This is a genomic window from Amycolatopsis sp. NPDC047767 (assembly GCF_040704195.1).
Taxonomy (GTDB): domain Bacteria; phylum Actinomycetota; class Actinomycetes; order Mycobacteriales; family Pseudonocardiaceae; genus Amycolatopsis.
Window position 1 is genome coordinate 137,730 of sequence record NZ_JBEYSJ010000010.1, and the last position, 26,552, is coordinate 164,281.

The following is a 26,552-nucleotide window of genomic DNA, read 5'->3' on the forward strand; positions in this document are numbered from 1 at the left end:
TCCGGCACCTGAGTTGGTTTTTCCATCAGCCGTCTCCATTACGAGGAATGAGTTCTTCCGTGGACCAAAACTTCGTCAAGCCCAATCCCATTCGGGATTCGGCCAACAAGCTCAAGCTGAGCATCTTCGGCATGAACGGCGGGGGCGCGTCCTTCACCTTTCACCCGGACCGGTTCTCCGGCGGCTGGGAGGCCACCGCGCGCCTCGCGAAACGGGCGGACGCGCTCGGCATCGAAGGGTTCGTCTCCGCGTCGCGCTGGCACCCCTTCGGCGGTGACGGGCACTATTCGGGGGACGTCATGGAAACGCTCTCCTGGGCCGGTGCCGTCGCCTCGATCACCGAGCGCATCAGCGTCATCAGCACCGTGCCGATCACGCTGGTCAATCCGGCGTTCGTCGCGAAGGCGGAAGCCACGCTCGACCTCATTTCCCGCGGCCGCGCGGGAATGAACCTGGTGTGCGGCTGGTTCCAGCCCGAGTTCGACCTCTTCGGTGTCGCCATGAAGGAACACGGCGACCGCTACGCCTACGGCGACGACTGGATGGAGGTGTTCGACAAACTGTGGTCCTCGACCGAATCCTTCGATCTCAAGAATGACTCCTTCGAGCTCAAGAACGCCATTTCACAACCGCACCCCCTTCAGTCCCGTCCGGTGCTGCTGAATGCCGGGGGCTCACCCCGCGGCCGCCACTTCGCCGCCCAACACGCCGAAGTCGCCTTCACCATCCCGGACGACCCGGACCCCCGCGCGGTGCAGGCGCGACTGGCCGAATACCGCGAAGAAGCACGCAAGAAGTTCGGCAAGGAAATCCAGATCTGGCTCTCCGCCTACGTCGTGCAGAAGGACACCAAAGCCGAAGCCGAAGCGTACGCCCACGACTACATCGTGACCCAGGGCGACGACAAGGCGGTCGAGGAGTTCATCGCCGCCAACATCCCGAACGCCAAGACCATGCCGCCCGAACGCATGGCCGACATGGCCAACGAATTCAAGGCCGGCTACGGCGCCTACCCCCTCGTCGGCACGGCCACCGACATCGCGACCCGCGTGACCGAACTCTCGGCTGCCGGCGTCGACGGCCTGATGCTCCTGTGGCTCGACTACGAGACCGGCCTGGAACGCCTGGCCGCCGACGTCCTGCCGCGCCTGGAAGAAGCCGGCCTGCGCTCGCCCGCCCCCACGGCCTGACCGCAGCGGCCGTTCGTGGCCGGGCCCGGGTTTTCCGGGCCCGGCCACGGATGTTCTGTGTCCGCGCGCGGTCACCGTCCGACGTGATCTCGGCGGTGGCCGACGACGTCAAGGGATCTGCTTCAACCGGTCGACGATCGTGTTCACGACCTTCCCGAAAACCGCGTTGAGCGCGGGCTGCTGGTAGTCCTCGTGCTTGAAGGCCCACAGGGTGACCACGTGGCGGCCGACCTTGAACAGCAGGTGCGGGCTGCCGCCCGTGGGTACCCAGCAAGTGTCGCCGTCTCCGAGCTCGGCTTCGGTCTCCTCCGAAGGCGCGCCACCCGGTCCGGGGGTGTGCGGGTGGCATTGCACCTGGTTGGAGTACGTTGCGCCGTCAAGGTTGTCGTACGTGTCGAGCTGAACCGTCAATCCATCCTGGTCGATCAAGTTGCCCGTGTTGGCATGATTCATGCGATAGCAGCTGCTCCACACGTATTTCCACGGCCCCTTGCCGGAGTCCTGGGCATCGGCGGTGAACCGCACCGGACCGATCGACGACTGTTCCTGAACCCGGCCGGACGCGGTGTCGTCCGTGAACGACAGCCCCCAGTCTTCGGGCCGGTACACGTCACATGCGTTCGGCACGTTCCAGGGTGGCGCGAACCGGTACTTGGAGAGTCCCACCTTGCCGGGCCCGGCGGCCAGCTTGCCGGCGATCTGATCGATCAGGAACTTCAGAGCGTCGGCGGGTTCCTGGGAGATGCCCGGGCTGTCCTCAGGGGTGCCGTAGTCGCTGGCGTGCATGTTCAACGTGGCCCAGTACTGGTCGCCACCCCAGAAGAAATACACCTCGTACTCATCGGGATACACGGGTGTCCCCATCGTCACATAGATCTGCATGTCGCCACGCGTCTCGTGGCTGACGGTGTGGGACTGGGTGCTCTGTTGCGCCTCGGGATTGGTGGCGAGGCGCCAGATGGTGTCCCGGTCGCTCGAAAAGCCGTCGCTCTCGTACTGCTTCTGGTCGATACTCAGGCCGAGCTGGTACTTGTCGTCTCTGCCCGTCATCAGGCACTCGGACGCGGGTTCCGGCGAGCTGTGCGTCCCGGACGGATCGTAGGTGACAGAACCGGGGGCCGGGGGACCGTCATTGCCGGTGAACTTCATCTGTATGAAGGTGTTCTCGGGATTGATCACGAACCCCGCCTGCTGCATCAGGAACGGGTTCATGATCGCGCAGGCGTCGTAGACGGGCTGACCGGCGTACGTCATCGCCTCGGCCGGAGCCACGGTCAGGTTCTCAAGGGCAATCCCGGTCTCGGCCTGCTTCGCCTCAGGGGAGTTCGCCGGGTGAGCCCGGCCCGCAATCGACGAGCTGCACGCGGTCACCGCCAGCACCCCTGACACTGCGAGGCAGGCCCACATCCTGGCCTTCTCGGAAGCCTTCACCGCAGATCTACCCCCTCGATTCTCCTCCGAATTCCGATCCTGCCCGCTTGGCCGATGGACCGCAGGAGTTGCCGTCGCGGTGGCTTTCGGTGGATGGGCGCGAACTCATGTGCTGAGGCTCCGAGCATCCCTATGCTGTGTGCCATGACCGCCGACCTCGGGTACGACTGTTCCTGCTGCGGCCGGCACCACGACGAGCTCCCCTTGGGCTACCGAACATTCGCGCCCGCCTACTGGCACGACGGCCTGACCGGCAATCCCGGCAGCATCCTCGGCGACGAGCAATGCGTGATCGATGGCGAACACTTCTTCATCAGGGCCCGCCTGGTCCTGCCGACCCTGGACACCGGCGACGACTTCGAATGGGGCGTGTGGGTGTCGCTCAGCGAGGCCAACTTCGCGCGCGTCGCCGAACTGTGGACCAAACCGGAACGGGTGCAGGAACCGCCCTACTTCGGCTGGCTCGCCACCGAACTCCCCACGTACGAGCCGACGACCGTGAACCTGAAAACCAACCTGCACAGCCAGCCCGTCGGCGTCCGGCCGACCGTGGAACTCGAGCCCACCGACCACTCGCTGGCGGTTGAACAGCGCACCGGTATCACCCGTGCCCGCGTGCAAGCCATCGCCGAACTGCTCCTGCACCCGACTCGTGACTAGCGGGCCGGTGCCGCGGCAGGACTGGTGAGCGCTCGCAGGCCGCCGGAGAAGTGGGTGGCGATCGCGAGCACTGCCATCATGCCGGCGAACACGATCGTGGCCGCTGTCGGGCTCAAGGCCGAGGCCAGCAACCCGGCGGCGATCGGGCCGAGCCATTGGATCGACGTCGACGCGACGCTCATCGCGCTCTGCACCCGGCCCATCAGCTCGTCCGGGATGATCTTCATCTCGTAGGTCGCAAAGACGACGTTGAGCGGCGAGAGGAGGAACATCATCACGGCCAGCAGCGCGCCGACCGGCCACGTGCCGGGGACCGAACCCGTGGCGAGCGCCACGACGGCCATCGTCCAGGACATGGTGATGACCAGCAGCCGTCCGGGGAACCGCTTCACGATCCGGCTCGAGAGAAGTGCCCCGGCGAGCCCGCCGAGGGCGCCGATCGAACTCACGGCACCGACGAGTGAGGCATCACCGCTGCGGCCCTGGACGATCACGATCACGAGCAGGACCAGGCCGCTGTAGCAAGCCGAGACCAGGGAGACCCACGCTGCCGTGAACCGCAGGTAGGCGTTGCGCCAGATGAACTTCAAGCCGGCGCCGATGCTCGCGAAGACCGATTCGCCGGGACCGCTGTCCTCGTCGTCACGGTCCGGGCCGAGCGGGCGCTTGATGAGCAGCACGCCGACCGCGCTCGCCAGGAACGACAGGGCGTCCGAGAGGAACGGCACCCAGCGCGTGACGCCGAACAGGAAACCGCCGACCGCAGGGCCGGCCAGCTTGATCGTCCTGACCCTGGCCTCGTACTGGCCCCAAGCGGTCGCCATCTGCTCGTCCGGCACGAGGCGCCGCAGCGCCGCGAGTTGCGCCCCCTGAGTCAGTCCGCCGGCGAGCCCCTGCACGAACCCGACCGCGGCAAGACCGCTCACCGCGACGTGGCCGGTCGGCACCGCGACCACGACGCCGCTCACCGCGGCGGCCTGGACCAGCGGGCCGATGACGAGAATCGCCCTCCGGGAGAATCTGTCCGCGAGCACGCCGCCGAACAACATCGTCATCAGGCTGCCGACAATCACGGCCGCTTCGACAACACCCGCGCCCGCGACCGACCCGGTGACCGCCAGTACCAACAACGGATAGGCGACAACGGACAGCGCACTACCGAAATCCGAGAAGGTGTCTCCGATCCACCAGCCGGTGTAGTCACGATTGCGGAACATCAGCCCGTTCGACTGCACGTGCTCAGTGGAAACGGCTGCGGCTTCGTCCTTCACACATCCCCCAGGCATTGACGGCCTTTGCCATGGCAGCGTAGCGAGAACAGAACTCGCTTTCGCACGCGCCGTTGACGAAGAATTTCGTTTGTCACAACCGCTTTCGCGATGTTGTCGAACGCCGCACCGATGTTCTGGGCCGGTTCGACACCACGTACGGTCGCTCGCGGTCGGCCGCCGCAGCTGTCCCTCGTCCGGTTCGGCATTGTCGGCGATTGGCAGTAAGATCCGCTGGTCACGTTCCGTTAATCGACGGGACCCAGAGTAGGGGAGCCGGATGCACGACGCCGCGAGCGGTCATGACGGCGCCACGCCCGTCGGGCGACGAGAAGCAGTGGTGGGTCGAGCCGTCGGTGGCGCGGGCATGAGGGCGTGGGCGTTGGCCGGGCTTGTGGTGCTCGCCGCGGGTCTGCTCAGCGGGTGTGGTCCGGCCAAGCCGCACCGTCTGCTCTCGCAGCCTCCGGCTCCGGCGCAGACCGGGGCGCCGCTGCCGTTCACCCAGGTCGACCGGCCCGTCGACCTGGCCAAGTTCGACTCGGACCCGTGCAGCCTGCTCACCAAGGACCAGACCGCGGCCGTCGTGGCTGACCCGCCCAACGACATCCGCGCGAACGTGCGAAACGGCCCTTCTGACTTCGGGTGTTCCTGGACCAACCACCTCGGTGCGCTGATCTCGGCCTTGAAGCCGATCGACGGCCCTAAGACACTCGCCGAACTGTCGGTGGACGGCCTGAAGAAGGACGGCAAACTCGACCCGTGGACCGAGACGTCGATCGCCGGCCTCCCCGCGGTCGTCTACCACGTCTTCCGGCACATGTACGAGTGCTCCGTCTCCGTCCAAGTCACCCATGACCAGATGCTCACCTTCGACATCCAAGGCGAAGACCTGCCCGGCAGCTACTGGGACAACGACCGCTGCGGCGGACTCGCGAAAATGGCCGAATTCGTGATCGGCAATCTCCGGCAAAGCTGAAACTCCCGGCGGGCTGTCGAGACGGGCTCCATGACCTGCGCCTGCACTACCGAGGTACAGTCGCCTCCCGCCGAGCAGTGCGCGAGCAGGTCGGCGGCGCGGGCGCAACCAACAAGCCCGCTGCGCCGGCCCGGCGCGCTGGAACCTCCGCCGTCATCTCCGGTCCTCGAGGCAGACCGCCCGGAGAACCGTCTCGAGGGAGGGGACGTTGGAAATGCCACCGGACCAGTCGACGCACTGGGAGCCCGGCTTTCCCGTGGACGCGAAGCTGACGCTCAAGAGCCTGCGGCGCGGCCGGTACGACCCCACCCACCGGGTGGAAGCCGACGGGACGCTGTGGCGCACGGCCCGCACCTCGTCAGGGCCGGTCACCTACCGGATCCGGCAGCAGCGCCTGGACGATCTGGACGTCGACGCGTGGGGGCCGGGGGCCGAGGAGCTCGTCGGGAACATCCGCGCCGAGCTGGGGGAGCACGATCGCCCCGAGGAGTTCCGGCCGGGGCATCCGGTGCTGGAACGGGCCTGGAAGCGGCTGCCGGGACTCCGCGTTCCGCGTACGGGGCGGCTGTTCGAGGCGCTCGTGCCCGCCGTGCTGGAGCAGCGGGTGGTCGGCCTGGACGCCATGGCCGCCTGGGCCCGCCTCGTCCGGGCGCACGGCGGTGCGGCACCGGGACCGGCGCACGAGACGATGCGGGTCATGCCCTCTCCCGAGGAGTGGGCGAAGATCCCGGTCTGGGAATGGCGGCGCGCCGGGGTCGACCTCCAGCGGTCGAGGACGATCACCTTCGTTTCACGGCATGCGGCCAAGCTCGACCGTGCCGCCGGCGATCCCGCCCGCGCGTACGAACTGATGTCGCTGATGCCGGGCGTCGGCGTGTGGACCGCGGCGCAGGTCGGGCACCGGGCGCTCGGGGATGCCGACGCGCTGCCGCTCGGCGACTTCCACCTCGGCCGGATGACCGGGCTGGCCCTCGCCGGCCATCCCCTCGCCGACGACGAGATCGAGGCGTTTTACCGGCCGTGGAGGCCACACCGTTATCGGGTGGTCCGGGTCCTCGAACTCACTCCCGGCACGGCGCCGCGGCGTGGCCATCGTGCGCCCCGGGCCCAGCGGTTCCGGTGACGAGCCGGTCGTATGTCCACTTCGGAACGTCTTACCTCTGAGTGATTGTCGGCACTACAACGGGGAAATCGCGCCGTTCTACCGGGAAACTGGATCACCTGCAGGGTTGAGTACGAAACAAGTTCCACGTCACTCGGTTGACGGGGAGGACGCCGACGATGCCCGTCACCCGTTATGTCAACGCAGTCGAGGTTGTGCACCGGCCGGTTCCCGATGGCGTGGAGCTTCCGCCGCTGCCGACCCAGGCGGACCGCTGGGTCGGCCACTACCAGCGAGTCCTGCTCAATGTCCGGACCGGCGAGCTGTCGTTCTTCTGCGCCGACTGGCGTGTGCACGCGCCGATCCGTGACAAGGGCGGGGATCGCGCAGTCTGGACCTCGCAGTACCCCGGCGGCGGTTCGGACAGTTCCGTGCATTCGGCCACGGAACCGATCCCGGAGCTGCTGATGTTCTTCATCGACACCTGGACGCGCGCCGACGTTCCGGCCACCGCGCGTCCGGCGACGCCTGTGTGGACGTTCATGACCCGTGAGCAAGGTGACGCGTTCGTGGCTGCGCTGGTCCCGCTGGCCCAGCAGCTGGTGGACAACCTGTTCCGAGTGCCCGGCACCGACGATCTCGAATGGTCCGCGGAGTCCATGACCGCCGTGCGGGCGATCGATGCCGCGTGCAGCCGTCACCACCAGGGTCCGCAGGGCGTCGCGGTGTCACGGGCGGGCATGGTCAATTTCGCCGAAGTCGTCGCGGCGGCACCGGGACTGGTCCGTCCTGAGTGGGCCGCGATGGCAGACGCCGACCTCGACCACGTGGCCGACGGCCTGAGCAGGTCGGCCGTGTATGGAGCGCGATCCTGGCTCTACGCCTATCGCGCCTGCGAGAACCGGTCGGGCGCCGGAGAACGATGCTCCCACATGTAGCCCCACAGGTACGACGTCGCGTACGAGCGATACGGCCGCCACAATTCGCTGCGCTGCTCCGCAACCTTCGGCGTGATCCTCTTCTCGAGCCCGTCGAACGCCGTGATCGCGGCGCGCACCGTGAGGTCGCCGGCCGGGAAGATGTCGGGTCTGCGCAGGTACAGCATCATGAACCGCTGCGCTGACGACGGACCGATACCCGGTATGGCCACGAGTTCGCTTTCAATCTCGGCATCCGACCGGGTCGCGAGACCGTCCGGATCGAGCAGACCGTCGTCGGCGTGTTCGGCCAACGCTCGGATCGCCCTGGCCTTGGGGTAGGACAAGCCGACGCCGCGCAGCGTCGGCTCGTCGGTCGCGATGACCCGCTCGGCGGTGACGGACCCACCCAGCTGGGCGACGAACCGGTCGTAGATCGAAACCGCCGTCGCCCTGCTGAGCTGCCGCGAGGCGATGGTGAAGGAGAACCATTCGAGCGGACTGCGGACGTCGACGGGGAGGTGCATCTCGTAGGCATCGATCGGTCCGGCCGACCGCACCCACCTGGCGAGTGAGTCGCCGAGCGAGCCCAGGTACTTCGATGCGGCACGCTGTTCCTTGGTCGCGCGCTTGCCCGTGCGAGTCATGGTCACCTCGCAAGCGTGGCAAATGTGGCCCAGATAGTCCAGATAGGTGAGGGCGCAACAGTGGCAGCGTCAGGATGCATACCGGTGGTTACTCGACGTGCGTGGCTCACCTGAGTGGACTAGATAGTCCGCAGTGGGGCATGATGGACGCTCGGAACGGCAGAGTTGCGTCAGGCGAACTCGGTGGCGCTCGCTGCCTGCACCGCGCCGCGCCTGAGCGTGAACTCGGCGCAGTACACCAACCAATGTGGAGTGAGATCACCATGCCGGCACCTGCAGCTCTGATCACCGGTGGCACCAGCGGGATCGGGAAGGCGACTGCGGAGGTTCTGCACAGCCGCGGCTACCGCGTCGCGATCACCGGGCAGCGTCCGGAAAGCGTCGCCCGGGCGCGCGAGGAGCTGCCCGAGGACGTCCTGGTGTTGCGTGCCGACGCTCGCTCGCTCGCCGACACCGACAAGGTGGTGTCCGAGGTCCAGGACCGATTCGGGACGCTGACGACGCTGTTCCTCAACGCCGGCGTCAGCCGTCCGATGACGCTGGACGCCTGGGACGAAGCCGCCTACGACGATGTGTTCGCCGTCAACACCAAAGGCCAGTTCTTCACCTTGGTCAAAGCGCTGCCGCTGCTGTGCGACGGAGCTTCGGTCATTTTCACCGTCGGCATCGGAGCGACGCGCAACCTGCCCGGCAACAGCGTCGCGGCCGGATCGCACGGCGCGATGCTGGCCATGATCCCGACGCTGGCCCTGGAGCTCGCCCCGCGCCGCATCCGGGTCAACGCCGTCAGCCCGGGACTCACCGACACCCCCATGACACGGGCCCACATGGGACCCGACGAGGTCGCCGTGACGCTGGCGGCCATGGCGGAGCAGAACCCGTTCGGTCGCCTCGGCACGCCGGAGGACATCGCCGAGACGGTCGCGTTCCTGGCTTCGGACGGGGCCGCGTACATCACCGGGCAGGAGATCGTCGTGTCCGGCGGCGGTGGATTGTCCATCTGATCGAATGCGCGAGAAGAAACGGGATGTTCTTACGCAGCTCGGATTCCGCGCGGTGTAGTAGCGTTGCCCGGCGTGAGTGATCAGGGGGCCGCCGGCAGTGCACGGGTTTCCGGTTTGGACCTGCACCTGATTCGCGGTGGCGGTGGTGCGCGCGCGGGCCTGATGGATGCTTTCCGGGAAGCGATCCGGTCCGGGCGGTTGCTTCCCGGGACGCGGCTTCCGTCGAGCCGTGCGCTGGCGGCGGATCTCGGGGTGGGGCGCAACACCGTGGTGCGCACCTACTCGGAGCTCGTCAACGAAGGGTGGCTCACCGCCCGCCACGGGTCGGGGACCGAGGTGTCGCAGCGTGGGGTGGAATCGGTGCGTGCGCGGCCCCGGCTGCGGGCGGCGCAGGCGTTGCGGCGGCCGGTGCACGATCTTCGGCCGGGGTGCCCGGATTTGTCGTCGTTTCCGCGGGAGGAATGGGTTCGCGCGGTGAAACGGGCCGTCGGGGCCGCGCCGCTCGACGCGTTCGGATATTCCGACACGTCGGGCCGGGTCGAATTGCGTGAGGCTCTCGCCCGATACCTGGCGCGCGCTCGAGGTTTGCGGACGCAGGCGGACAACATCATCGTGTGCAGCGGAGCCGCCGAGGGACTGCGCCTGGTGGCGGCAGCACTGGCGGCCGCCGGCGTGAAGGCGGTGGCGGTCGAGGAGTTCGGGCTGCCCGCACAGCGCCGGACCTTGGAGAAGGCCGGGCTGGCGGCCCCGGCGATCCCGATCGACACCGACGGAGCCGACATCGCGGTGCTCGACGGCCGGCCGAACGTGGGAGCGGTGCTGCTGACACCGTCGCACCAGTTTCCGCTGGGGGTGGCGTTGCACCCGGACCGGCGTGCGGCCGTGGTCGAATGGGCCCGTCGCCGCGGCTCGGTGATCATCGAAGACGATTACGACGGTGAGTTCCGCTACGACCGCGCGCCCGTCGGCGCGTTGCAGGGGCTGGACCCCGAGCACGTGATTTTCCTGGGCACGGCGAGCAAATCGCTGGCGCCGGGCCTGCGCCTCGGCTGGCTCGTGGTGCCGGACCACCTGGTCGACGCCGTGGCCCGGCAGAAGGGGGAAACCGAGGAGACCGTCGGGTTCGTCAACCAGCTGGCGATGGCGGACTTCATCGAGTCCGGCGCGTACGACCGCCACATCCGGGCCATGCGGTCGCAGTACGGGCGGCGCCGGCACCAGCTGGTCGAGGCGGTCAAGCAGCACTCGCCGGCTTCGTCGGTCGGCGGCGTGCCGGCGGGGCTGCACGTGCTGCTGGAGCAGGCCGGCCGGCTGACCAGCGCGGACGGGCGTCAGGCCGCGTGGAAACGGCTCGCCGTCGAACCACTCGACCTGTTCCGGCACCCGGAATCGAGGTCGGTTCGCGACGGTCTCGTCGCCGGGTTCGCCACGCCGTCGCCCAGCGCGTGGTCGGGAGCGCTCGAGGCGTTGGTACGCCAGTTGCCGTAAGCGTGGCTGGGCGAAGTGGTCCCCGTTCAAGGCCGCCGAGTGGTCCCAGGTTGTGGTCCGAAACGGCGTTAGCGTCGGGACCATGTTGGCCGTTGGAAACGTCAAGGTCTCCGACCTGCTGTCCATCACCCCGCCGCGGATCCCCGAGGGCTCGCACGCCATGACGCAGCTCGTCGAGCTGCCGCCCGCTGACGAGGGACTGCGTCCGCACCGTCACAGCGGACCGGTCTTCGGCTACGTGCTCGAGGGCAAGATCCTCTTCGAGCTCGAAGGCGAAGCCCCTCGGGAGATCACTGCCGGTGAGGCGTTCTGGGAGCCCGGTGGCGACGTGGTGCACTACCAGGTCGCGAACCTGGAACCGGAGAAGTGGAGCCGGTTCGTCGCCGTGTGCATCTGCGCGCCCGGCGTGGAGATGATCACCATGCTCGAACCCGCCGAGATCGCGGCGCGGGACCACCTCCGCCACCCGAGCGCCCGCACCCAGGCCGGCTGAAAACCTTCGCCAGACCACCGAGGACTGATACGAGAGCCATCACCGTCCAGGACCGCGACGCCGGCCCCGGCGGCATGTCCCTGACGGAGCGCCCCTACCCGCACGCGTCGGAGAACGACGTGATCGTGCGGGTCTGTGCGGCCGGATTCACCCCCGGCGAGCTCGAGTGGCCCGGGACCTGGGCCGACCGGGCCGGGCGCGATCGGACGCCGAGCGTGCCCGGGCACGAGCTGTCCGGCGTCGTCGCCGAGCTCGGCTACGGAACCACCGGCCTCACGGTCGGGCAGCGTGTGTTCGGGCTCGCCGATTGGACCCGCGACGGGTCCCTCGCGGAATTCTCCGCCGTGGAGGCCCGCAACCTCGCACCGCTCCCGGCGGGCATCGACCACACCGTCGGCGCGGCATTGCCGATCTCCGGTCTGACCGCGTGGCAGGCGCTGTTCGACCACGCCCGGCTCGAGGCCGGGCAGACCGTGCTGATCCACGGCGCGGCGGGCGGCGTCGGTTCGATCGCGGTGCAGCTCGCCCACCAGGCGGGCGCGACGGTCATCGGCACCGGGCGTGCGGCCGGCCGCGACGTGGTCCTGGACCTCGGCGCCGACTCCTTCCTCGATCTGCAGACCGACCGGCTGGAGGACGCGGGCGAGGTCGACGTGGTCCTGGACGTGCTCGGCGGCGAGATCCTCGACCGCTCGGCGAACCTCGTCCGCGCCGGCGGCACCTTGGTCACCATCGCGGGCCCTCCGACCGTGAAGCCACGCGACGGCCGGGCCGTGTTCTTCGTCGTCGAAGCCGACCGCGCCCGCCTGGCCGACCTGGCACAGCGCGTCCGCGACGGGCGCCTGCGCGTGCTGGTCGGCTCCGTGCACCCCCTCGCCGACGCACCGGCTGCCTTCGCACCCGGACAGCACAACCGCGGGAAGACGATCATCCGCATCGACTAGCTCGCTCCGGCCAAGCGCGGACCGCCTCGCCCAGATCACTGGCCGCGCCGGAACCGGTTCGAATCAGGGGGAGGAAGGTAAGAAGTCACGGCGTTGCGGCAGCAGACCTACCGACGAACACCAGTCGGGGGAGACGCTGACGTGGAAGGAACGCCGGATGACACGATCGGCAGGCGGTACGCCGCGACCGAGGACCGCGCTTGTCACCGGTGCGACGGGGGGAATGGGCGGGGTCATCGCCAGGAGGCTCGCGGCGGACGGATTCGACGTCGCTCTCGCGCACGGCCGCGCGGCCGCGCCGAAGGAGACCATGGTGGCGATCGACGGGCTCGGACGCCGCTGTGCCGCGTTCACGGGGGACGTCGCGGACGAAGACGAGATGCGCCGGGTGTTCGACGACGTCGTCTGGCATTTCGGGGGCATCGACGTCGTCGTGCACACGGCGGGGATCAATCGCACCGCGATGCTGACCGACCTCGACTGGGCCGACTTCGACGCGGTCTTCCGCGTCAACGTTCGTGGCACGTTCGTGGTGAACCAGCAGGCGGCGCGCAGGGTCCGAGCGGGCGGAGCCGTCATCAACATCTCGTCGACGGTCGTGCGGCTGGCGCCTCCGGCGCTCAGCGCCTACACGGCCTCCAAGGCCACAGTGGACACGTTGACCCGGATCCTGGCCAAGGAGCTCCGGGGCCGGGACGTGACGGTGAACTCCGTGGCGCCCGGCCCGACCGCGACGGCGAGTTTCCTCGACAGCACCTCGGCCGAGGAGCGGTGGGAGCTGGCCGATCTGCCGCCGTCGGCGCGGCTGGGCGCACCCGACGACGTCGCCGCGGTCGTCTCCTTCCTCGCCGGACCGGATGGCCGGTGGGTCAACGGGCAGGTCGTCCGCGCCAACGGAGGAGTCGTCTGACCGACGGCGATTGCGCTATCGGCACAGCGGGTGCGGCATCGGGTGCGCGAGCAGGACGCGCCGGTCGCACGGAGCGTGGCTGCGGAAAACCGCCGCCGCGATGGTGCCGGAGACGACAAAGGCGACTGCGCAGATGACGCAGATCAGCCGATAACCCGGAAGGAAAGCCTCGGACCGGGTGTACGACGAGCCGGTCAGCCCCACGATCGGCGGAAGCGCCGCGATCCACAACAGGCCACCACCGCGTGCGACCGCGTTGTTCACCGCGGACGCCACGCCGGCGCGCTCGTCCGGCGCCGACGACAGCGCGACGGCCGTCAAGGGCGCCACCATCGCGGCGATCCCCAGACCGAACACACACTCGAGGGGGATCACCACACCCCAGTAACTGGTGTCCGGGTTGACCTGCAGGGCCATCAGCGCCGCCACACCGCACAGTGCGGGACCGACAGCCAGCTGTAATCCCGGCCCGATGCGGGCCGCGAGTTTGCCACTGGACGGGGCCAGAAGCAGGCTGATGACCGTGATCGGCAAGAGTGCGCTGCCGGCCTTGGTGGGGCTGTACCCGGAGACGGTCTCCAATGCGATCGTGAAGATCAGGGAGAACACACCGAACGCACCGTAGACGATGAAGGTGATCACGTTGATGGTGACGAACGGCCGGCACTTCATCAGCAACGCCGGCAGCATCGGGGACGCGGTGCGCCGTTCCCACCAGACGAAGCCGAGCGCCGCCGCGATGGCGACGCCCACGCTCGTCACCGCCCAGGGGTCTCTCGGGTTCACCGGTAAGCCGGTCAAGGCGTAACTCGCCGCGGCGAGGGCCACGACGGCCAAGGCCGATCCACCCCAGTCCATTCGCGACGCTCGGCCGTCGCGGGTCTCGGGAACGTGCCGCACAGTCACCAGCAGGACGATGACGGCGACGGGCACGTTGATCAGGAAGATCCAGCGCCACGAACCCAGCGCCAACAGCCACCCGCCGACGAACGGCGCGAGAACTCCGGCGATTCCGGCGAACCCGGACCACGTGCCGATCGCCCGCGGCCGGTCGTCCGGGGTGATCGTGGACTGCAGGATGGCCATGCTCGCCGGCGCCATGAAGGCGCCGCCGATCCCTTGCAGGATGCGCGCGCTGACGAGGCTTCCGATGTCGGGCACGATCGCGCACAACACGGAGGCGAGGGTGAACACGGTGACGCCGACGAGAAAGATCCGCCGGCGGCCGTATCGATCGCCGAGCCCGCCCGCGAGGAGGATGAGCGAGGCGAGGCTCAGGGTGTATCCGGTGACGGTCCACTGCAGTGAAGCGAAGCTCGCGCCGAAGTCCCGGCCGATGTCCGGGAGCGTGACGGTCACGACGCTGGTGTCGATGCCGGCGATGCTGGCGCCGAGGACGGTCGCGACCAGGATCCGTCGACCTTGCGGCGAGCGGACCGGAACACCCACCGGTCGTGGCAGGGTGACCTCGGTATCGGCCACCTCGTTCTCCTTCTCGGCGTCATCCGGACAAGCGTGTCGGACGATTGTCCGGAACGCTCGATTACGGCTGGGGCGTCAGTCGATCGAGCTCGTCGAGTTCGGTGGCCGTCAACGGAATGTCCACTGCGGAAACGTTGTCGGCCAGATGCCGGACGCTCAACGTTCCGGGAACGGGGAGCATCGCGGGTGAACGCTTCAACAGCCAGGCAAGAGCGAGCTGCGCGGGGGCGACCCCACGCTGTCGCGCCATTTCGGCCAGCGGGCCCTCCCGGTCAGCCAGCGCCCCGGTGGCCAGCGGAAGCCAGGGGATGAACCCGATGCCCGCTGCCTCCGCGTAGTCCAGCAACGGCTCCGTGGCCCGGTTGACGAGATTGTATTCGGCTTGAACCGTGGCGATCTCCGCGAACTTTCGCGCTTCCGCCAGTTCCTCGACCGTCACCTCCGCCAAGCCGATCAGCCCGATTTTCCCTTCTCGCTGCAGGTCGGCGAGCATTCCGATCTGATCGGAGATGGGCGCGTTCGGGCTGAACCCGTGCAGCTGGAACAGCGGAATGTGATCGAGCTTGAGGTACCAGAGGCGCATTTCGATCTGCTTGCGAAGGAACGAAGGCCGGATCACCGGCTCCCACTGGCCTTCCGCCGATCGAAGCAGCCCGCCCTTGACCATCAGCAGCAAATCTTCGGGATACGGGCTCAGCGCTCGAACGATGAGTTCTTCGTAGTCGAACGGGCCGGACGATTCGGCGATGTCGATGAGGTTCACCCCGAGATCGACGGCTTCCCGGAGAACCTTCGCCGCTTCGGTGGCGTCTTCCGGATGGCCCCACACACCGGACTCGCTCATCTGGGCCGTGCCGAGTCCGAGTCGCGTGATCTGGTGACCTCCGATCGTGAAAGTGCCGCACCGATCGGGCAGGGTTCCGCGCATGGTCATGTCTCCTCCGGAGTCCTCTGAACTTCTTTACTGGTTTCGAGGGTGCGGCAAGCGCCCCTCCGGTGCGACCCTCGGAGTACGTCAGTTGGTGCGTTCGCGCGGTGCGCGATCGGGTACCGCGGCGCCGCCCGGGTAGCGGCTGTCGACAAGGTCCGTGTATTCGGGGTGGTCGGCGATGTAGTCCGCGACGAACGGGCAGTAGTTGGTGAGCTTCAGGTCGTTCGCGCGAAGGTCGTCCAGAGCGTGCTTGACGAGCCGGGTGGCGATCCCTTGGCCGCGGTACTCGGGTTCGACGATGGTGTGGCTGAGTGTCACGCGCTGATTGCCGTGCGGTGTGTGGTAGACGATCATGCCGACGACCCGTCCGTCGACGACGGCCTCGTACGATCCGCCTTGGCTGTTCTTCTGCAGATTCATGTCGTTGTCCATGGGGTTTCTCCTGATCGTGCTTCAGCGGTGGGGTGCGGCGTCGAAGGTCGCCGGGGTCAGGGAGTGGCTGAACGGCACGTTCAGCCGCCACCTGGATTCGTGAAGTGGCGTGGGGGGAACCTCGAAGGTCGTGCTCCAGAACATGCTGGTGGCGCTCCCGTCGGAGAAGGTCATCGTCAGCCGGTACGACTGCGTGGCCGCTTCGTCGAGGTGTGCGCCGTGGTGCCGGCCGGAGACGTGGATGACGCGAGGCAGCGAACTCAGGAAGATCGAGTTGACCTGCAGTTCGAGCTGTTCGGCTGCCCGGCTCGCTTCGGGAAGACCGGAAGTGGCCTGCGGCGCCTCGTGGCTGGTGGCGAGCATGACTTCCAGCTCGCCCAGCACGCGGACGCTGATCGAGAGCTCCCGCGGCCAGCGGCGCTCGATTCCGACGTCGTGAGACCGGCTGCTGTCGTCAGCCGTGATGATCGCTGACGACAATTTCAAGGGAAGGCTGGTAGCCGGCGAAATCGGCTTGAAGCCCGGCTGCTCGCTCACCGTGTGTAGACCCTTCTCGCGTCCTGTGCGACGGAGCGCAGGCGCAGTTTGCCCAGTCAGCGGCTCAGCGCTCTGCTGGTTCAAGTTCGTTTGTCCGGCGCGCCCATCATGCACCACAGAGGACTATTCAGTCCACTAGGGTATCCCGTGGCTGAGGGCAGGTTTTGCCGGCTGATCGTGCAGTGCGCGCGCCGGGCCTTGGGGTTCCGGTGAGAGTGTGGATCGTGCCACAGATCGAAGGTGCGCTTCAAGACCCTGAACGCGGCCGTCCTTGCTCACATGGCGGACTTGGAGGTCCACTTGGTGTGATGAGTGAGGGTTTTCGACTGCCGGTCAGCCGGTCGGGCGCACTGCTGATCGGAGCGCCTGGAAGCTGACCCGGCCCCGATACGCGCGGCCGTTGATGAACAGCGTCGGCGTGCCGCGGACGTCGAGCTCGGCGCCGGAGGTGTAGTCGGCCACGACGGCCGGACGGAACTGCTGAGCGGCTTCGCCGGTGACGTCGCCGGCCCCGATGCGGGTCGCGTACGTCCGCAGGTGGGCGTCCGTCAGCTTGGTCTGGTGGGTGAGCAGCAGGTCGTGCATGGCCCAGAACCGCTCGCCGGACGCCTCGGCCGCGAGGGCGGCCGTGAGCGCGTACGGGTGAATCGTGAAGAGCGGGAAATGGCGGAACACCAGGCGGATCGAGCCGTCCGAGCTGTCGACCAGCTTGCGCAGCTCCGGTGCGGCCGCGGCGCAGTACGGGCACTCGAAGTCCCCGTACTCGACCACCGTGACGCGGGCGGAGGGATCGCCGTAGACGTGCCGGTCCAGGTCGACGTCGCTCCTCGTCGTCACGTGCGATCCCTCCGCGGTCAGGTGATCCACTCCGGACAGCCTCGCCGCGAGGTCGCTGTCGAACCGGCCGGCGTCCCGCCGGTCTGGCCGACGCTACACAATCCGGTCGAGGGCGCGTCGGTCATACTCGGCTCGTGAACGCCGACTCGAGCCGATTCACCGACGGGCTCCTCCCGCGGATGCCCTCGGCGACCCGTCGGGTGAACGTGCCGCTGCCCTATGTTTCCGCCGGGTTCCGCCGGTTCCTGCTCACCGAAGCAGGCAGCGCCGTCCTGCTTCTGGCCGCCACGGTGGCCGCGCTCGTGTGGGCGAACGTGGCGGGCGCGAACTACGACGCGTTCTGGGCGACCCCGGCGGGCGCGGAAGTCGGCGCCGCGCATTTCTCGCTGAACCTCCGCGACTGGGTCAACGACGTTGCCATGGCGGTGTTCTTCGCCGTGGTGGGTCTCGAGATCAGCCGCGAGGTGGCCGTCGGCGAGCTGCGCGAACGGCGTTCGATCGTCGTCCCGGCCTGCGGCGCGCTCGGTGGACTGGTGCTGCCCGCGGTGATCTACTTCCTGTTCAACAGCTCCGGCGTCGCCGCGGTCGGGTGGGGCATCCCGATGTCGAGCGACACCGCGTTCCTGATCGGCGTGCTCGCGCTGTTCGGGCCACGCTGCCCGGACCAGTTGCGGCTCTTCCTGCTCACGCTCGCGATCGGCGACGACATCGGTGCGATCACGGTGATGGCCGTGTTCTACACGCAGCACGTGTCCGTGCCGGCGCTCGCTGTCGCGGTGGTGCTGATCCTGGCTTTGCTCGGGCTGCGGTGGCTGGGGGTGTGGCGGTTGACGCCGTATCTCGTCGTCGGGATCGGGTTGTGGGCGGCTGTCGACGCTTCGGGAGTGCATCCGACGCTGGCCGGCGTCCTCGTCGGACTGATCGTGCCGGCCGGCGAGGTCGACGCGCACAGCGGTGAACGGCTCCGCCTCTACGGCCGCGCGGTGATCGAGCGCGCGGACGCCGTGCGGGTGCGGCTCGCGACCACCGCGATCAAGGCGACGCTTTCCGCCAACGAACGGCTGCAGGCGATTCTCCACCCGATCAGCGCGTTCGTGATCATCCCCGCCTTCGGCCTGGCGAACGCCGGCGTCCAGCTCGACGGCGGCGCGCTGCGGGCTGCGGCTTCCTCCACCGTGACACTGGGTGTGGCGGTCGGGCTGATCGTCGGCAACGCGGCCGGTATCTCGCTCGGGGCGGGAATCGCCCTGCGAACCGGGCTGGGTACCCTGCCGGGCCGCGTCCGCTACGGCCACCTCATCGGTGGCGCGATGCTGGCCGGGATCGGTTTCACGATCGCGCTCTTCATCACCGACCTCGCCTTCACCGATCCCGGCTTGCAGCAGCAGGCCAAGGTCGGAGTTCTCGGCGGTTCGCTCTGCTCGGCGATCGTCGGGTCCGTCCTGCTGCGGTTCCTCGGCGAGCGCCTGCCGCTGTGCTCGTTCGACGAGCGGTTCGCGGTGCCGGAGCTGCCCGAAGGGCCGTGGCTGGATCCGAGCCTGCCCTAGCGCAAACGGCTGCTGAGTGTCAGATTTCTTGCCGGAGCTGCGCGTCGCGCACAGTGCGCGCCAAGTTGATGGACTTTATGGTCCAGCTATAGGATGCCGACGGTGCCACCGCGAGGCCACAAAGGACTTTCCCTGCCCACTGACCCGGAGTGCAGTTGAGCGACGTTTTGCGTGCAGTCACGGACGAGCTGACGTCCGACCCGTCGAACGCGTGGGCCCGCGACCTCGGTTACCGCCCCGTGTGGGCCGGGTCCGCGGCCTCCCGGATCGCGATCATCGGCCAGGCGCCGGGCCGGCTCGCCCAGGAGAGCGGCATCCCGTGGGACGACGCCAGCGGCGCGCGCTTGCGCTCGTGGCTCGGCGTGCGCGACGATCAGTTCTACGACCCGGCGCTGTTCGCCATCGTGCCGATGGATTTCTACTTCCCGGGGAAGGGCAAGACGGGCGACCTGCCGCCGCGCAAGGACTTCGCGCCGCGGTGGCATCCGCGGATTCTCTCCGGGATGCCGGACATCACGCTCCGCGTGCTCATCGGGACATACGCTCAGCGGTTCTACCTCGCCGGCCGGGCCAAGGCCAATCTCACCGAGACCGTGCGGTCCTACGGCGACTACCTCCCGGGCGAGTTCCCGCTGGTGCACCCGTCGCCGCTCAACTACCGCTGGCACGCGAAGAACTCCTGGTTCACGGCCGACGTCGTACCCGAGCTCGCCCGCCGGGTGTCGATCGCGCTGGGCTCCTGATGATCGCCGGCCGCGGCGGGCTACGGAACATCTCGCGCTCGACACTCCCTCCGGTCAAGGAGACATCCATGCCCCACACCAACACCTCCGTGGTGGACAACTTCTTCCGGGCCATTGAGCGCGGTGACATCGACGCGGTGCGCGCCATCTACGCCCCCGACGCGACGGTCTGGCACAACGACGGCGGAGGCGACCAAGGCCTCGAAGCAAATCTCGACATCCTCGGCTTGTTCAGCCGTGCCATTCGCGGCCTGCACTTCGACGTCTCGCGCCGCGTCGACGTCGGAGACGGAGTCTTCCAGCAGCACGTCCTCCGCGGCCGGCTGTCCAACGGTGAGGAGTCCGCTCTCGAGATCGCGATGTATCTCGCTGTCTCCGACGGCAGAATCACGCGAATCGAGGAGTACTTCGACGTCGCGACGGTGACCCACATCATCGCGGTCGCCAACGCATCGGACGCCGGACCATCGGATCGTCGCTGAACCTTGCGGGGCGGGCGGATCCCGCCGATGGTCAGGTGCCCGGAGCGATCGCGCAGGCCGAGACGCACACCCAGGTGCCCTCACGCTTCTGGTACGCGTCCGTGTACAGCGCTTCCTGCTCCGCGCCGTCGGCGACCATGGTGTAGGTGCTGCGGCCGTGGATCAGAGCGACATCGCTGAGGATCCGAATCTTCACGTCGTGCACGGCGAGATCCTTGAAGGGCCGCGGCTTGGCGATGTACTCGAGGAACTCCTCGCGATTGCGCGTGACACCCGGGGTCTGCACGACGAAATCCTCGGCGAGCAACGTGCTGAAGCGGGCGGCGTCGCTGGCCTAGTCGGCCACGACGTAGTCGAGGTTGAGCTTCTCGAGGATCGCGAGATCCTCGGCCCGCTGCGTGGTGTCGGTCATTTCTCCTCCTTCGGAGTGCGGCGCGCCTGGCGACCGCCGTCATCGTGTGGATGGTTGGTGTCCGCCCGGCGTGCTGTCTTACCGACCGCGGCGCGGTTTCGGCGACGGATTGCGCTCCACACAAGGAGGCCGGGCTGCGCGGGATGTCGAACCCGAGGATGCGCAGCCCGGCCGAGGGCCGCGTCGCCGATGTCAGGGCCGGCCACGCGGGGACTTGATGATCGCGACGTGCCTGTGTTCTTCTCGGCCGCGACGCCAGAAGGCCGCGGCCGGGGTCCTCATCGGATCCGGTCTGCCGGCCTGATCCGGTACACCTGCAGCCGCAGGTTGTAGTACTTCGAGGTTTCGCCGACCCATTCCATCCCGAGGCGCTTCGCCGTGGCGATCGCGCGCACGTTGTGCGGGCGGGCGACGGCGAAGAGCTCCTCGGCGTCTTCGGCGAACGCCCAGTCGATCAGCGCCTGGCTCGCCTCCGTCGCGTACCCCCGGTGCCAGTGGTCGGGATGGATCTGCCAGCTGATCTCCAGATCCTCTTCGTACGGCGGCAGCAGCCGGATGTTGAGGCCGCCGACCACGGCGCCCGTCTCGCGGCGTTCGACGGCCCACCTGCCACGAGGGACGAGCAGGTTGGGCTGCGCTTCGCGCCACGCCTCCAGCACCGCGCGCATCGCGGGCAGGTCGGGTACCTGGTCCATCGCCGGTGTCAGCCAGCGGGTGACGTCGGAGGAGCCGTAGATGGCCAGGGCGGCCTCGGCGTCGTCGGCCGACCAGTCCCGGATCACGAGGCGGTCGGTGAGCAAGGGGGTATCCATCGAATCCTGTACTTGTCGTCGGAGCTGCTTGGTGGACGATCAGCCGTGTTCGGAGCGGGCGGGGTGTTCGGTGGCCGCGCGTTCGAGCGCGGCCGTCTCCTCGGGAGGGTCCGGGGTGAGCAGGGAGCCGGGGACCGCGCGGCCGGCGGCGCCGAGCTTGTTCATCTTCTTCGGCACGCTGGCGCCTTGGTAGGACAACGGGATGGCGTGGCCGTGGTCGTCCACGCCGGCCAGCGGCTGGTGGATTTCGATGAACTGGCCGTTCGGCTCGCGCCTGATGATGCCGGTTTCGATGCCGTGTTCGAGCACTTCCCGATCCGCCCGCTGCAAACCGAGGCAGATCCGGTACGTCACGTAGTAGGCGAGGGGAGGCAGTAACAGCACGCCGATACGGCCGGCCCACGTGGTGACATTCAGGGAGATGTTGAACTGGTCGGCGATGATGTCGTTGAACCCGGACAGTTCGATCACCGCGAAGAAGGCGAGGGCCATCATCCCCAGCGAAGTGCGGACCGGCGCGTCGCGCGGGCGTTGCAGCAGGTTGTGGTGCGCGGTGTCCTTCGACAGCTTCCGCTCGATCCACGGATACACGATCAGAATGGTGAACAGCAGCGGCATCCCGACCGCGCCGGGGAAGAACACCGCGGGGATCGTGTAGTTCCCGAGGTAGACCTCCCAGGCAGGCCAGATGCGCAGCATGCCGTCGGCCCAGGCCATGTACCAGTCCGGTTGGGAGCCCGCCGACACCATCGAGGGGTTGTACGGCCCGAAGTTCCACACCGGATTGATCTGGAACAGCCCCGCCATCAGCGCGATCACGCCCGTGACCAGTACGGCGAGCGAGCCCCCGTGCAGAGCGAACTCCGGCATGATGCGGATGCCGACGACGTTCGTTTCCTTGGCCCGATGGCTGGGGAACTGCGTGTGCTTCTGGAACCACACCAGCACGAGGTGCACCCCGACCAGGGCGAACAGCACCCCGGGCAGGATCAGGATGTGGATCGTGTACAGGCGCGGGATGATCTGGTCGCCCGGGAACTCGCCGCCGAACAGCGCCCAGTGGATCCAGGTGCCGACGACCGGCACCGACAGGACGATGCCCGACAGGGTCGCGCGGATACCGGTGCCCGACAGCAGGTCGTCCGGCAGCGAGTAGCCGAAGAAGCCTTCGAACATGCTGATCAGGAGCAGCAGTACCCCGATCACCCAGTTCGCCTCGCGCGGACGCCGGAACGCGCCGGTGAAGAAGATCCGGAACGTGTGGAGGAAGGTGGCCGCGATGAAGATCAGCGCGCCCCAGTGGTGCAGCTGGCGCACGAACAGCCCGCCGCGCACGTCGAACGAGAGGTCGAGGGTGCTGGCGAAGGCCTTCGACATCTCGAGGCCCTGCATGTTCTGGAAGCTGCCGTGGTACGTGACCTCCTGCATGGAGGGATCGAAGAACAGGGTGAGGTACACACCCGACGCGATCACCACGAGAAAGCTGTAGAGCGACACCTCGCCGAGCAAGTACGACCAGTGCGTGGGGAAGACCTTGTTGAGGCTGTGGCGCAGCTTCGCGACCTTGAAGCGGTCGTCGATCCAGTTCGCGCCCGCGGCGGCGGTCTTCTCGAGCGCGGAGACGTCTCGGGTGGGCGTGGTCAGCGAGCTCATGCCGCCCTCGACCAAGCCCGTGCGGAACTGCTTGTCCATCCCACTGGAATGACACCCTCTCGATGTGCTGGGTCACGGCCGTCGACACATTATATGGACTATAAGGTCCACTGCAAGATGGTCTGCCGGGCAGGTTTCGGCTGGTGACAGCAGTGCGCTCGGTCACACGAACCGGCCGCGGAGTAAGAACCTCGGGCACTGAGACGCCGTGCTCAAAACCACCGAATCAGAGGGGAACACGAATGCTTGAAGGTGACGAGCACGTCCGCCGGTACGAGGAAACCGACGGTGAAGTCGGCCACGACTGGCAGCCCGGCGTGCCGGCGCTGGTCCTCACGACCAAGGGCCGCAAGAGCGGTGCCGACCGCAAGCTCGCGCTGATCTACCAGGACGTGGCGGGCAACCCGGTTGTCGTCGCGTCCAATGGCGGAGCGTCGAAGCACCCGAGCTGGTACCTCAATCTGCAGGCGAACCCCGAGGTCCGCGTGCAGGTGGGCGCCGACAGGTTCACCGCGCGCGCCCGCACGGCCGAGGGGGAGGAGCGGGCGCAGCTGTGGGACAAGATGGCCCAGGTGTGGCCGTATTACAACGACTACACGAAGAGGACCGACCGCGAGATCCCCGTGGTGGTGCTCGAGCGGGTGTGAGCGTGGCCGGCCCCGTGACCGCCGGCGGCCGGAGCACTCGAATCGACAGAGGAGTTGATCGTCTTGGACGGACAGCAGCTGCAGAAGATCGCGGGCGACCGTGGCCTGGAACTACCCGGCGCCGACGTGGAGCATCGCGTCGGCCCCGACTGGGACGTCTACAAGGTGCGCGACAAGGTCTTCATGCTCATGACCGACATGCCCGGGCACCCCGTCGTGATCCTGAAAGCCGATCCCGACGACGCCGAGGCCCTGCGTGAACAGCACGCGGACATCACCCCCGGCTATCACATGAACAAGAAGCACTGGATCACGGTCGAGGGTGGCGTCACCATCGAGGAGGAGCTGGTGAAGAGGCTCGTCACCGACTCTTACCGTCTCGTGGTCGGCGGGCTCCCGCGGGCGAAGGTGCCGGGAAAGCAGGCGTAGCCGCCCGAGCGGCCTAGGGTGACGCGTAAACCTGGTCCAGATGGTCCCATTTCGTTACACGTTTCCGCACGAGGCGCGCGCATCCCGGAGGTCCACCGGTAGCCTGGGTCAGTGGTGCAATCGGAACACAGCGTCAAGCCGGCCCGGCTGACCGCGCGAGGAGAAGCGACCAAGGCCAGGATGTTGCAGGTCGCGGCCGAGCTGATGCGCGTGAAGGGCGTGGCGGCGACGACGCTGGACGAGGTCCGGTCGGCGAGTGGCACGAGCAAGTCGCAGCTGTACCACTACTTCGCGGACAAGGACGCGCTGGTCCAGGTGGTCATCGAGCTGCAAGCTCGTGACCTGCTGGATCGCGAAGAGGGATACCTCCGCAGGCTGAACTCCATCAAGGGCCTGGAACGCTGGCGGGACGCGATCGTCCAGCGCAGCGCTCTGCGTGGTGGCGCGCACGGCTGCCAGCTCGGTTCGCTGGCGAGCGAGCTGTCCGATCAGAACGAGCCTGCCCGCGCCGCGCTCGCGGGCCACTTCGGCACGTGGCTGCGCCTGATGTCGGACGCGTTCGAACGGATGCGCGCGGCGGGGAAGCTGCGTCCGGAAGCGGATCCGGAAGGCCTGGCGACGGGATTGATGAGCGCCCTTCAAGGGGCGTTCCTCCTGGCGCAGACGACGCAAGACGTGAAGCCGATGAAAATCGCGCTGGACATGGCCATCGACTACGTCCGCGGCTTCGAGGTGTGATCCGCAGCCGGCGGTATTCGGTGTGACACGCCTCCCCGGCATCGATCAGCCTTCACCGTCCGACACGCTCGCCTCGGTCAGCTTCTGCGAGGGCGTGGCCTGGTGGCGCGGCTTGCCGAAGAAGCCGATCTCGCCTTCGGTGTGCATGCGCTCGACCATGTGCGGGTAGTGCAGCTCGAACGCGGGGCGCTCGGAGCGGATGCGGGGGAGTTCGGTGAAGTTGTGCCGCGGCGGCGGGCACGAGGTGGCCCATTCGAGGGAGTTGCCGTAGCCCCACGGGTCGTCGACCGTGACGATCTCGCCGTAGCGGTAGCTCTTGAACACGTTCCAGATGAACGGCAGCGTGGACGCGCCCAGGATGTACGCGCCGATCGTGGAGATCGTGTTCAACACGGTGAACCCGTCCGACGACAGGTAGTCGGCGTAGCGGCGCGGCATGCCCTCGGCGCCGAGCCAGTGCTGCACGAGGAACGTGCCGTGGAAGCCGATGAACGTGGTCCAGAAGTGCCACTTGCCGAGCTTCTCGTCCATCATCCGGCCCGTGATCTTCGGGAACCAGAAGTAGATGCCGGCGAAGGTCGCGAACGCGATCGTGCCGTAGAGGACGTAGTGGAAGTGCGCCACCACGAAGTAGCTGTCCGACACGTGGAAGTCGATGGCCGGCGCGGCCAGGAGAATGCCGGTGAGGCCACCGAACAGGAAGGTGACCAGGAATCCGACGGAGAAGATCATCGGCGTTTCGAAGGACAGCTGGCCTTTCCACATCGTGCCGATCCAGTTGAAGAACTTCACGCCGGTCGGAACCGCGATCAGGAACGTCATGAACGAGAAGAACGGCAGCAGCACGGCACCGGTGGCATAGAGGTGGTGTGCCCACACCGAGAACGAGAGCGCTGCGATGGCGAGCGTCGCGAAGACGAGGCCCTTGTAGCCGAAGATCGGTTTGCGGCTGAAGACCGGGAAGATCTCCGACACGATCCCGAAGAACGGCAGCGCGATGATGTACACCTCGGGATGGCCGAAGAACCAGAACATGTGCTGCCAGAGGATCGCGCCGCCGTTGGCCGGGTCGAAGACGTGAGCGCCCAAGCGCCGGTCGGCCTCCAGCCCGAAGAAGGCGGCCGTCAGGATCGGGAACGCGACGAGGATCAGAATGCTCGTGACCAGGATGTTCCAGGTGAAGATCGGCATCCGGTACATCGTCATGCCCGGCGCACGCAGGCAGACGACGGTGGTGATCATGTTGACGGCACCCAGGATCGTGCCCAGGCCGCCGATGATCAGGCCCATGATCCACATATCCGTGCCGGCCCCGGGAGTGTGCGTGGCCTCCGAGAGCGGGGTATACGCGGTCCAGCCGAACTCCGCCGCCCCTCCGGGCGTCAAAAAGCCCGCGATCACGATCAGCCCACCGAAAAGGTAGAGCCAGTACGAGAACGCGTTGAGCCGCGGGAACGCGACGTCGGGCGCACCGATCTGCAGCGGCAGCACGAAGTTCGCGAATCCGAAGAGGATCGGGGTCGCGTAGAGCAGCAGCATCACCGTGCCGTGCATGGTGAACAGCTGGTTGTACTGCTCCTGCGACAGGAACTGCAGCCCCGGCCGCGCGAGCTCCGTGCGGATCAGCATGGCCATCGCTCCGCCCGCCATGAAGAACGCGAAGGCGGTGACCAGATACATGATGCCGATCTGCTTGTGGTCCGTCGTGCGGAACAACCGCAGCAGGTACGAACCCTTGACCGTTTCCCGCGTGGGAAAAGGACGGGTCGCGACTGGACGGGGTGCTGCTGTCCGCATGATTTCCTCTCGAAGGCTCAGCTTGGAGCACGACGAACGCTAC

General features: G+C 67.7%; 27 protein-coding genes and 1 pseudogene. 16 read left to right on the forward strand and 12 right to left on the reverse strand.

The features are described 5' to 3' along the window. Nucleotides 1-59 precede the first annotated feature (59 nt). Nucleotides 60-1,190 (forward strand): LLM class flavin-dependent oxidoreductase, encoded by a 1,131-nt coding sequence (locus AB0878_RS20255; protein WP_366581773.1) that lies wholly within the window; start codon nucleotides 60-62, stop codon nucleotides 1,188-1,190. A 108-nt stretch (nucleotides 1,191-1,298) separates the two neighbouring features. Here AB0878_RS20255 and AB0878_RS20260 read toward each other — a convergent pair whose 3' ends face one another. Continuing rightward, nucleotides 1,299-2,621 (reverse strand): hypothetical protein, encoded by a 1,323-nt coding sequence (locus tag AB0878_RS20260; RefSeq protein ID WP_366581774.1) that lies wholly within the window; start codon nucleotides 2,619-2,621, stop codon nucleotides 1,299-1,301. A 144-nt stretch (nucleotides 2,622-2,765) separates the two neighbouring features. Here AB0878_RS20260 and AB0878_RS20265 point away from each other — a divergent pair, with 144 nt between their 5' ends. After that, nucleotides 2,766-3,281, forward strand: a complete 516-nt coding sequence (locus AB0878_RS20265; RefSeq protein WP_366581775.1) for a DUF2199 domain-containing protein — start codon at nucleotides 2,766-2,768, stop codon at nucleotides 3,279-3,281. On the opposite strand, the gene AB0878_RS20270 is transcribed toward AB0878_RS20265, so the two are convergent. After that, nucleotides 3,278-4,516, reverse strand: coding sequence for an MFS transporter (locus AB0878_RS20270; protein ID WP_366581776.1), 1,239 nt, complete (start codon nucleotides 4,514-4,516; stop codon nucleotides 3,278-3,280). The genes AB0878_RS20265 and AB0878_RS20270 overlap by 4 nt on opposite strands. A gap of 373 nt (nucleotides 4,517-4,889) precedes the next feature. Between AB0878_RS20270 and AB0878_RS20275 the strand changes: the two genes are divergently transcribed. The 3 genes from AB0878_RS20275 (at nucleotide 4,890) to AB0878_RS20285 (ending at nucleotide 7,565) form a co-directional block, all read left to right on the forward strand. Then, nucleotides 4,890-5,525: a DUF3558 domain-containing protein gene (locus AB0878_RS20275; RefSeq protein ID WP_366581777.1), complete on the forward strand. Its 636-nt coding sequence runs from the start codon at nucleotides 4,890-4,892 to the stop codon at nucleotides 5,523-5,525. A gap of 214 nt (nucleotides 5,526-5,739) precedes the next feature. Next, nucleotides 5,740-6,648 carry a DNA-3-methyladenine glycosylase 2 family protein gene (locus AB0878_RS20280; protein WP_366581778.1) on the forward strand — a complete coding sequence of 303 codons (909 nt, stop codon included), beginning with the start codon at nucleotides 5,740-5,742 and terminating at the stop codon, nucleotides 6,646-6,648. Between the two features lie 158 nt (nucleotides 6,649-6,806). Further along, nucleotides 6,807-7,565 (forward strand): hypothetical protein, encoded by a 759-nt coding sequence (locus AB0878_RS20285; protein WP_366581779.1) that lies wholly within the window; start codon nucleotides 6,807-6,809, stop codon nucleotides 7,563-7,565. On the opposite strand, the gene AB0878_RS20290 is transcribed toward AB0878_RS20285, so the two are convergent. Next, on the reverse strand, nucleotides 7,511-8,191 hold the full coding sequence (locus AB0878_RS20290; protein ID WP_366581925.1) for a hypothetical protein: 681 nt from the start codon (nucleotides 8,189-8,191) through the stop codon (nucleotides 7,511-7,513). The genes AB0878_RS20285 and AB0878_RS20290 overlap by 55 nt on opposite strands. 263 nt (nucleotides 8,192-8,454) lie before the next feature. Here AB0878_RS20290 and AB0878_RS20295 point away from each other — a divergent pair, with 263 nt between their 5' ends. The 5 genes from AB0878_RS20295 (at nucleotide 8,455) to AB0878_RS20315 (ending at nucleotide 13,030) form a co-directional block, all read left to right on the forward strand. Further along, nucleotides 8,455-9,195 (forward strand): SDR family oxidoreductase, encoded by a 741-nt coding sequence (locus tag AB0878_RS20295; RefSeq protein WP_366581780.1) that lies wholly within the window; start codon nucleotides 8,455-8,457, stop codon nucleotides 9,193-9,195. Between the two features lie 72 nt (nucleotides 9,196-9,267). Beyond that, nucleotides 9,268-10,683 (forward strand): PLP-dependent aminotransferase family protein, encoded by a 1,416-nt coding sequence (locus AB0878_RS20300; RefSeq protein WP_366581781.1) that lies wholly within the window; start codon nucleotides 9,268-9,270, stop codon nucleotides 10,681-10,683. Nucleotides 10,684-10,765: 82 nt separating this feature from the next. Then, entirely contained in the window at nucleotides 10,766-11,176 is a 411-nt protein-coding gene (locus tag AB0878_RS20305; RefSeq protein WP_366581782.1) for a cupin domain-containing protein, read from the forward strand. Nucleotides 11,177-11,250: 74 nt separating this feature from the next. Then, nucleotides 11,251-12,120: an NADP-dependent oxidoreductase gene (locus tag AB0878_RS20310; protein WP_366581783.1), complete on the forward strand. Its 870-nt coding sequence runs from the start codon at nucleotides 11,251-11,253 to the stop codon at nucleotides 12,118-12,120. 157 nt (nucleotides 12,121-12,277) lie between these two features. Continuing rightward, a complete protein-coding gene (locus AB0878_RS20315; RefSeq protein WP_366581784.1) occupies nucleotides 12,278-13,030 on the forward strand; it encodes an SDR family oxidoreductase in 753 nt (250 codons plus the stop codon). Between the two features lie 15 nt (nucleotides 13,031-13,045). Here the strand turns inward: AB0878_RS20315 and AB0878_RS20320 are convergent, their stop codons facing one another. The 5 genes from AB0878_RS20320 to AB0878_RS20340 form a co-directional block, all read right to left on the reverse strand. Further along, the gene (locus AB0878_RS20320) at nucleotides 13,046-14,512 is read right to left on the reverse strand and encodes an MFS transporter (protein WP_366581785.1); all 1,467 of its coding nucleotides are present in this window, start codon (nucleotides 14,510-14,512) and stop codon (nucleotides 13,046-13,048) included. Nucleotides 14,513-14,573: 61 nt separating this feature from the next. Continuing rightward, nucleotides 14,574-15,440 carry an aldo/keto reductase gene (locus AB0878_RS20325; protein ID WP_366581786.1) on the reverse strand — a complete coding sequence of 289 codons (867 nt, stop codon included), beginning with the start codon at nucleotides 15,438-15,440 and terminating at the stop codon, nucleotides 14,574-14,576. Between the two features lie 87 nt (nucleotides 15,441-15,527). Further along, nucleotides 15,528-15,875: a GNAT family N-acetyltransferase gene (locus AB0878_RS20330; RefSeq protein WP_366581787.1), complete on the reverse strand. Its 348-nt coding sequence runs from the start codon at nucleotides 15,873-15,875 to the stop codon at nucleotides 15,528-15,530. 21 nt (nucleotides 15,876-15,896) lie between these two features. Beyond that, the gene (locus AB0878_RS20335; RefSeq protein WP_366581788.1) at nucleotides 15,897-16,496 is read right to left on the reverse strand and encodes a hypothetical protein; all 600 of its coding nucleotides are present in this window, start codon (nucleotides 16,494-16,496) and stop codon (nucleotides 15,897-15,899) included. 249 nt (nucleotides 16,497-16,745) lie between these two features. Continuing rightward, the gene (locus tag AB0878_RS20340; RefSeq protein ID WP_366581789.1) at nucleotides 16,746-17,249 is read right to left on the reverse strand and encodes a thioredoxin domain-containing protein; all 504 of its coding nucleotides are present in this window, start codon (nucleotides 17,247-17,249) and stop codon (nucleotides 16,746-16,748) included. A gap of 134 nt (nucleotides 17,250-17,383) precedes the next feature. Between AB0878_RS20340 and nhaA the strand changes: the two genes are divergently transcribed. The 3 genes from nhaA (at nucleotide 17,384) to AB0878_RS20355 (ending at nucleotide 20,021) form a co-directional block, all read left to right on the forward strand. After that, entirely contained in the window at nucleotides 17,384-18,796 is a 1,413-nt protein-coding gene (nhaA, locus tag AB0878_RS20345; RefSeq protein ID WP_366581790.1) for a Na+/H+ antiporter NhaA, read from the forward strand. Nucleotides 18,797-18,951: 155 nt separating this feature from the next. Continuing rightward, nucleotides 18,952-19,539 (forward strand): uracil-DNA glycosylase family protein, encoded by a 588-nt coding sequence (locus tag AB0878_RS20350; protein ID WP_366581791.1) that lies wholly within the window; start codon nucleotides 18,952-18,954, stop codon nucleotides 19,537-19,539. A gap of 68 nt (nucleotides 19,540-19,607) precedes the next feature. Then, a complete protein-coding gene (locus AB0878_RS20355; RefSeq protein WP_366581792.1) occupies nucleotides 19,608-20,021 on the forward strand; it encodes a nuclear transport factor 2 family protein in 414 nt (137 codons plus the stop codon). A 31-nt stretch (nucleotides 20,022-20,052) separates the two neighbouring features. On the opposite strand, the pseudogene AB0878_RS20360 reads toward AB0878_RS20355, so the two are convergent. The 3 genes and pseudogenes from AB0878_RS20360 to AB0878_RS20370 all read right to left on the reverse strand — a co-directional run. Beyond that, nucleotides 20,053-20,343: pseudogene (locus tag AB0878_RS20360) on the reverse strand (nuclear transport factor 2 family protein); the annotation flags it as partial. 368 nt (nucleotides 20,344-20,711) lie between these two features. After that, on the reverse strand, nucleotides 20,712-21,245 hold the full coding sequence (locus AB0878_RS20365) for a GNAT family N-acetyltransferase (RefSeq protein ID WP_366581793.1): 534 nt from the start codon (nucleotides 21,243-21,245) through the stop codon (nucleotides 20,712-20,714). Between the two features lie 39 nt (nucleotides 21,246-21,284). After that, nucleotides 21,285-22,898, reverse strand: coding sequence for a cytochrome bc complex cytochrome b subunit (locus AB0878_RS20370; RefSeq protein WP_366581926.1), 1,614 nt, complete (start codon nucleotides 22,896-22,898; stop codon nucleotides 21,285-21,287). A gap of 242 nt (nucleotides 22,899-23,140) precedes the next feature. On the opposite strand from AB0878_RS20370, the gene AB0878_RS20375 reads away from it, so the two are divergent. The 3 genes from AB0878_RS20375 (at nucleotide 23,141) to AB0878_RS20385 (ending at nucleotide 24,712) form a co-directional block, all read left to right on the forward strand. Then, nucleotides 23,141-23,545 carry a nitroreductase family deazaflavin-dependent oxidoreductase gene (locus AB0878_RS20375; protein WP_366581794.1) on the forward strand — a complete coding sequence of 135 codons (405 nt, stop codon included), beginning with the start codon at nucleotides 23,141-23,143 and terminating at the stop codon, nucleotides 23,543-23,545. A gap of 63 nt (nucleotides 23,546-23,608) precedes the next feature. Next, nucleotides 23,609-23,974 carry an MmcQ/YjbR family DNA-binding protein gene (locus tag AB0878_RS20380; RefSeq protein WP_366581795.1) on the forward strand — a complete coding sequence of 122 codons (366 nt, stop codon included), beginning with the start codon at nucleotides 23,609-23,611 and terminating at the stop codon, nucleotides 23,972-23,974. Between the two features lie 111 nt (nucleotides 23,975-24,085). Then, nucleotides 24,086-24,712 carry a TetR family transcriptional regulator C-terminal domain-containing protein gene (locus AB0878_RS20385; protein ID WP_366581796.1) on the forward strand — a complete coding sequence of 209 codons (627 nt, stop codon included), beginning with the start codon at nucleotides 24,086-24,088 and terminating at the stop codon, nucleotides 24,710-24,712. Between the two features lie 45 nt (nucleotides 24,713-24,757). On the opposite strand, the gene ctaD is transcribed toward AB0878_RS20385, so the two are convergent. Then, complete coding sequence (gene ctaD, locus AB0878_RS20390; RefSeq protein WP_366581797.1) at nucleotides 24,758-26,509, reverse strand: cytochrome c oxidase subunit I; 1,752 nt, start codon at nucleotides 26,507-26,509, stop codon at nucleotides 24,758-24,760. Nucleotides 26,510-26,552: the final 43 nt, after the last annotated feature.

What these genes read in the sequence shown, in the direction of transcription:
- AB0878_RS20265 (WP_366581775.1), top strand. Translation starts at nt 2,766, where the DNA reads ATGACCGCCGACCTCGGGTACGACTGTTCCTGCTGCGGCCGGCACCAC.
- AB0878_RS20280 (WP_366581778.1), top strand. Translation starts at nt 5,740, where the DNA reads ATGCCACCGGACCAGTCGACGCACTGGGAGCCCGGCTTTCCCGTGGAC.
- AB0878_RS20285 (WP_366581779.1), top strand. Translation starts at nt 6,807, where the DNA reads ATGCCCGTCACCCGTTATGTCAACGCAGTCGAGGTTGTGCACCGGCCG.
- AB0878_RS20290 (WP_366581925.1), bottom strand. Translation starts at nt 8,191, where the DNA reads ATGACTCGCACGGGCAAGCGCGCGACCAAGGAACAGCGTGCCGCATCG.
- AB0878_RS20295 (WP_366581780.1), top strand. Translation starts at nt 8,455, where the DNA reads ATGCCGGCACCTGCAGCTCTGATCACCGGTGGCACCAGCGGGATCGGG.
- AB0878_RS20305 (WP_366581782.1), top strand. Translation starts at nt 10,766, where the DNA reads ATGTTGGCCGTTGGAAACGTCAAGGTCTCCGACCTGCTGTCCATCACC.
- AB0878_RS20310 (WP_366581783.1), top strand. Translation starts at nt 11,251, where the DNA reads ATGTCCCTGACGGAGCGCCCCTACCCGCACGCGTCGGAGAACGACGTG.
- AB0878_RS20315 (WP_366581784.1), top strand. Translation starts at nt 12,278, where the DNA reads ATGACACGATCGGCAGGCGGTACGCCGCGACCGAGGACCGCGCTTGTC.
- AB0878_RS20325 (WP_366581786.1), bottom strand. Translation starts at nt 15,440, where the DNA reads ATGCGCGGAACCCTGCCCGATCGGTGCGGCACTTTCACGATCGGAGGT.
- AB0878_RS20330 (WP_366581787.1), bottom strand. Translation starts at nt 15,875, where the DNA reads ATGGACAACGACATGAATCTGCAGAAGAACAGCCAAGGCGGATCGTAC.
- AB0878_RS20355 (WP_366581792.1), top strand. Translation starts at nt 19,608, where the DNA reads ATGCCCCACACCAACACCTCCGTGGTGGACAACTTCTTCCGGGCCATT.
- AB0878_RS20365 (WP_366581793.1), bottom strand. Translation starts at nt 21,245, where the DNA reads ATGGATACCCCCTTGCTCACCGACCGCCTCGTGATCCGGGACTGGTCG.
- AB0878_RS20370 (WP_366581926.1), bottom strand. Translation starts at nt 22,898, where the DNA reads ATGAGCTCGCTGACCACGCCCACCCGAGACGTCTCCGCGCTCGAGAAG.
- AB0878_RS20375 (WP_366581794.1), top strand. Translation starts at nt 23,141, where the DNA reads ATGCTTGAAGGTGACGAGCACGTCCGCCGGTACGAGGAAACCGACGGT.
- ctaD (WP_366581797.1), bottom strand. Translation starts at nt 26,509, where the DNA reads ATGCGGACAGCAGCACCCCGTCCAGTCGCGACCCGTCCTTTTCCCACG.